Source organism: Pseudomonas sp. P7758 (assembly GCF_013386485.1).
In the GTDB taxonomy this organism is placed as follows: Bacteria; Pseudomonadota; Gammaproteobacteria; order Pseudomonadales; family Pseudomonadaceae; genus Aquipseudomonas.
In genome coordinates this window covers 1-4574 of record NZ_JACARS010000145.1, presented here as the reverse complement: position 1 = coordinate 4574, position 4574 = coordinate 1, and the positions used below count along the sequence as shown (strand labels likewise).

6 protein-coding genes are annotated in these 4574 nt (G+C 61.6%); 4 read left to right on the top strand and 2 right to left on the bottom strand.

Features of this window, described 5'->3' with window-relative positions:
* Positions 1 to 116 precede the first annotated feature (116 nt).
* Positions 117 to 608 (top strand): GNAT family N-acetyltransferase, encoded by a 492-nt coding sequence (locus tag HX873_RS26940; protein ID WP_177123469.1) that lies wholly within the window; start codon positions 117 to 119, stop codon positions 606 to 608.
* Positions 609 to 672: 64 nt separating this feature from the next.
* Here HX873_RS26940 and HX873_RS26935 read toward each other — a convergent pair whose 3' ends face one another.
* The gene (locus HX873_RS26935; protein WP_177123468.1) at positions 673 to 2112 is read right to left on the bottom strand and encodes an amidase; all 1440 of its coding nucleotides are present in this window, start codon (positions 2110 to 2112) and stop codon (positions 673 to 675) included.
* 101 nt (positions 2113 to 2213) lie between these two features.
* On the opposite strand from HX873_RS26935, the gene HX873_RS26930 reads away from it, so the two are divergent.
* Together HX873_RS26930 and HX873_RS26925 are read left to right on the top strand one after the other, a co-directional pair.
* Positions 2214 to 2780, top strand: coding sequence for a TetR/AcrR family transcriptional regulator (locus HX873_RS26930; RefSeq protein WP_177123467.1), 567 nt, complete (start codon positions 2214 to 2216; stop codon positions 2778 to 2780).
* A 16-nt stretch (positions 2781 to 2796) separates the two neighbouring features.
* Entirely contained in the window at positions 2797 to 3222 is a 426-nt protein-coding gene (locus HX873_RS26925) for an N-acetyltransferase (protein ID WP_177123466.1), read from the top strand.
* 3 nt (positions 3223 to 3225) lie between these two features.
* On the opposite strand, the gene HX873_RS26920 is transcribed toward HX873_RS26925, so the two are convergent.
* Positions 3226 to 3741, bottom strand: a complete 516-nt coding sequence (locus tag HX873_RS26920; protein ID WP_256349672.1) for a GNAT family N-acetyltransferase — start codon at positions 3739 to 3741, stop codon at positions 3226 to 3228.
* Between the two features lie 132 nt (positions 3742 to 3873).
* On the opposite strand from HX873_RS26920, the gene HX873_RS26915 reads away from it, so the two are divergent.
* The gene (locus tag HX873_RS26915; protein ID WP_177123464.1) at positions 3874 to 4554 is read left to right on the top strand and encodes a class I SAM-dependent methyltransferase; all 681 of its coding nucleotides are present in this window, start codon (positions 3874 to 3876) and stop codon (positions 4552 to 4554) included.
* Positions 4555 to 4574: the final 20 nt, after the last annotated feature.

Genomic DNA, 4574 nt, shown 5'->3' with positions numbered 1-4574 from the left:
AAGCTCGACGGCTCCCACAGGGGGTCGGTGGCGTGAGTGGGTTTTGTGTTCGGCGGTGCTGTCGGGGTGTTCTTTCTTTATCATGGGGGCCGTCGTTCAACTTCTTCGGTAACCCAATGCCCGCCCTCACCTTCCGTAACGCCAACCCCGCCGACGCCAACCGTTGCTACGAAATCGAAATCACCGCCTACGAAGGCGACGAAGCCGCGACCCTGGAAAAGATCGCCACGCGCATTGCGCTGTACCCGCAAGGCTTTCTGATCCTGGAGGCGGATGGTGTTGTGGTCGGTTTCATCAACTGCGGTTGCGCCGATGAAGTGGTGATGTCGGATGAGGCCTTCAAGGAGTTGGTCGGGCATTCAGCCGATGCGCCGAATGTGGTGATCATGTCGGTGGTGGTGGATCCCACCCAGCAAGGCAAGGGCTACTCCACGCGCTTGATGACGGAGTTCGTGCAGCGCATGCAGGCGATGGGCAAGAAGACCATTCACCTGATGTGCAAGGACCGCCATGTGGAGCTGTATAAGCGCATGGGCTATCGCTATGTGCAGCCGTCGGCGTCGGACCATGGCGGGATGGCGTGGCATGAGATGGTGATGGATATCTAGCCATCACACTTCCCTCTGTGGCGAGGGNNAGCTCCCTCGCCACAGGGAAAGCATTTGCCTTGGGTTACAGGTTTCCCCCGGCCCACACGTGCGGGCGACGTGCAGCCCAAGGCGTTGCCCGTTCCAGTTGCGTCGCCAGGCCAAGCAACATGCCCTCCTGACCAAACGCGCCCATGAACTGCATGCCGATCGGCAGCCCGCTCCGGGAATCATGACCCAGCGGCACCGACATCGCCGGCGCGCCAATGACATTGGCCAGCGCGGTAAACGGCGAATGCGCAAACACTCGATTCATCCACCCTCGCCCGTCCAGTTGCGCCTGGCCCTGGTTGTAGTCGCCGATCATCGGCGCCAGCCCGGGCAGTGTGGGCGACAGCAGCACGTCATATCGCTGGAACAGGTCACCCATGTGGCGCGCGACGATGTTGCGTTCCCACAGGGCCCCCAACAGGTCTGTCGCTTGCAGTGACTTGCCCAGGCGATACAACGCCAGTGTCGCCGGTTCCAGGTATTCAGCACTGATCGCACGACCCGTCGCGCCGGCAACTGCATCTATCCAGGCTGCCGTGTTCGACGACCAGAAACGCGCATTGAGTTCGACAAACGCCTCCCAACTCACGCCAATGTCCGGCTGGATTTCTTCAACCTGATGACCCAGTGCTTCCAGTTGTTTGGCGGTATTGAACAGCGCCTGTTCCACCGCCGGATGCAGCTTCTGCCCGTTTAAAGGCAGGCTCTGGAGGGCAATGCGCAACGAACCGGGGGCCCGTTGGGCAAGCGCCGAAAAGCTGTTTTCTGGCGGTGCTATGTGAAACGGATCTCCAGGCGCGCCGCCATGGATCGCGTCGAGCATGCCAGCGCTGTCGCGTACCGAACGGGTCAATACCCCGTGCACTGCCAAACCACTCCAGACTTCGTCGACGTCCGGCCCCATGGGCACGCGACCACGGCTCGGCTTGAGCCCGAACAGGCCGCACATGGACGCGGGTACGCGGATTGAGCCGCCGCCATCGGTCGCATGCGCCACCGGTACCAACCCCGCCGCCACCGCCGCTGCCGAGCCGCCGCTGGAACCACCGGCGCTGCGCTGCACGTCCCACGGGTTGCGGGTGGGGCCTGAAAAGCGGCTTTCGGTGGTGGTGCTGGCGGCGAATTCGGGGGTGGTGGTGCGGCCCAACGGCATGAGGCCGGCGCGGCGCAGGCGGGTCATCAGTTCCGAGTCGGCATCGGCGGTGCAGCCCTGCGCGAGCGCGCTGCCGAGTTCATTGCGGCGGCCTGCGGCGCTGACGCCCAGGTCTTTGAGCAGCAGCGGCACGCCATGGAACGGGCCTTGGGCCGCAACCGGTTCATCGTCCCAGGCTTCCACCAAGGCGTTGATCTGCGGGTTGACGGCTAAGATGGCTTGCAGGGCGACCGCGCGCACCTCGTCGACACTGACAGCGTGGGTGTGGATCAGGCGTGCCAGGCCGGTAGCATCCTGATCGGCATATTCAGACAGGTACATGAAACCCTCCAAACGGGTATGATGAATACTCTTCGGTATCGGACGATACCGAAGAGTATCATGCGATACTCAATGGTATCGCTGTCAAGTGGAGAATGTGCATGCGTGCGCAACGGACACCTCAACTGCCGCCCCGCGAGCGGATCGTCGATGCGGCGCAAACGCTGTTTGTCGAACAGGGCATCACCCGTGTCAGCGTGGATGCCATTGCGGCACTGGCCGCCTCGACCAAGATGACCGTGTACCGGCATTTCGAGAATAAGGATGCGCTGGTGCTGGAGTGGCTGGAGCGCCTGACGGAAAGCTACAGCGATGTGCTGGATCGCCTGGCGCAGCAACACCCCGACTCCCCCAGGGAACAGCTGCTGGGCTTGGCGGTTTTTATCGTCGACGACCTGGAACGGGCGGGCTATCGCGGTTGCCCGTTTACCAACACCCTCGCGGAAATTCCGGAGGCCGATCACCCTGCGCGAGCGCTGATCCAGGCGCATAAAAAACGCCAGTTTGAGCGGGTGAAGCTGCTGTGTACGCAGCTCAAGGCGAGCAAGCCCGTGGAGCTGGCTGAAGAGCTGACGTTGTTGATGGAAGGTGCCCAGGTGGTTGCGCAAAACAAAGGCGTGGATCAGGTGGGTGAACGGCTGATGCGGATGGTGCGGGAACGGCTTTGACAGGGAGCAGAACCTGATGAAACAGCATTTGATTGAGATAGGTGACCAACCAGACGCCGAAGCCGAGCAGCTTCTCGGCAAGGGACTCGCCGCCTTCAACGAACACATCACCGGCTCCAATGACCGACGTCCGTTGACGGTGCTGATCAAGGATCCCGACACCGGTGAAACCCTCGGCGGCATCACCGGCAAAACCAGCCTCGGGATGGCGTTCCTCGACCTGTTCCATTTGCCCGATGCGCTGCGTGGTTCAGGCCTGGGTACATCGCTGCTGAAGGCGTTCGAAGGCGAAGCCCGTCACCGAGGGTGCCGCTCGGCGGTGCTGTACACCATCAGTTTCCAGGCCCCGGAATTTTACGAGAAGAATGGCTGGATACGTTTTGGTGAAATACCATGCGACCCGCAAGGCAGCAGCCGGGTTTTCCTCAGCAAAACGCTCTGACGGCTAGACGCCAAGCCTTTTGCCAAACAACCGATTTTCATGGGTTTCATTCTGGAACGTATACGTAGGCGCCCCCAATAGCTCATAACCACGACGCGGATAAAAACCCAGCGCCCGCTCGTTGCCGACCCACACCGTCGCCCACAACAAAGAAGCGCCACCCTGCCCTGCGCGCTGTTCAGCCGCTTGCAGCAAACGGTAGCCGAGTCCGAGCCCGGTAAACCGTTCCTGGATGTAGAGCCGCTGCAACTCCGCCGCGTTCGGGGTTGAGATCAGCGCATGGCCGGTGTCCATCGCCACCTGGGCAAACCCCACCAGATGCCCGTTGGCTTCAGCGACGATGATGGCCGTGCCCGGCTGGGCGATCAGCGCGGAAATCGTCTGGGGCGAAAACGCTTGCAGCGCCTCGGCGGCGATTGAGTCGCGAATGCCTTCGGTGGCGTAAGTATCGAGAAAAACCTGCATGCCCAGCACACCAACGCATAACGCGTCTTCAGGCCGTGCATCGCGGATAAGCATGTCGGGAAGCATTCGAGGGGTACTCTCAAAATCAGCAAAGGCAACGTTTTAACACAACTGCACATCTCTTCAATTGCCAGCCTGAATTTGCCCCAGTAGGGTTGTCGCTTCCCCCGCCAACAGGAGCCAGCAATGACCTGGTTTTCAGATCCCGACGCTGTCGCCCGCTACGCCGAAGGCCCGGTGAGGCTGGTGCCGGGTTTCGAGTCCCTGCAGCGCATGACCACGCTGCTATTGCGCGAAAGCGTCTCGGCCACCGGCAAGGTATTGGTACTCGGCGCAGGCGGTGGGCTGGAGTTGAAGAAGTTTGCCGACAGTCAGCCCGAGTGGCAGTTTGTGGGGGTGGACCCGTCTGCCGAGATGCTGAAGCTGGCCGAGGCCACCTTGGGTCCGCTGATGGCCCGGGTGCAGTTGCATGAAGGCTATATCGATACCGCGCCCGAGGGGCCGTTCGATGCCGCCACGTCCTTGCTGACCTTGCATTTCATCCCGGCCGAAGAGCGTCTGCAAACCCTGAAAGAGCTGTGGCGGCGCTTGTCGCCGGGCGCGCCTTTGATTGCGGCGCATCACAGCTTCCCCCAATCCTCGCCAGAGGAAAAAACACGCTGGCTGAAGCGTTATGCCGCCTATGCGGTGGAGTCCGGCGTGCCGCCTGAAGATGCGCAGCGGGCGATTGCCGCCATCAGCAGCCACTTGCCGGTGCTGTCACCCGGGGACGATGAAGCACTGCTACGGGAGGCAGGCTTTGAAGGTGTGGAACTGTTCTACGCGAGCTTCAGTTTCAAGGGCTGGATTGCCTACAAGCCCGCCTAGCTTTCGGGGGAGTCTTACCA

What these genes read in the sequence shown, in the direction of transcription:
- HX873_RS26940 (WP_177123469.1), top strand. Translation starts at nt 117, where the DNA reads ATGCCCGCCCTCACCTTCCGTAACGCCAACCCCGCCGACGCCAACCGT.
- HX873_RS26935 (WP_177123468.1), bottom strand. Translation starts at nt 2,112, where the DNA reads ATGTACCTGTCTGAATATGCCGATCAGGATGCTACCGGCCTGGCACGC.
- HX873_RS26930 (WP_177123467.1), top strand. Translation starts at nt 2,214, where the DNA reads ATGCGTGCGCAACGGACACCTCAACTGCCGCCCCGCGAGCGGATCGTC.
- HX873_RS26925 (WP_177123466.1), top strand. Translation starts at nt 2,797, where the DNA reads ATGAAACAGCATTTGATTGAGATAGGTGACCAACCAGACGCCGAAGCC.
- HX873_RS26920 (WP_256349672.1), bottom strand. Translation starts at nt 3,741, where the DNA reads ATGCTTATCCGCGATGCACGGCCTGAAGACGCGTTATGCGTTGGTGTG.
- HX873_RS26915 (WP_177123464.1), top strand. Translation starts at nt 3,874, where the DNA reads ATGACCTGGTTTTCAGATCCCGACGCTGTCGCCCGCTACGCCGAAGGC.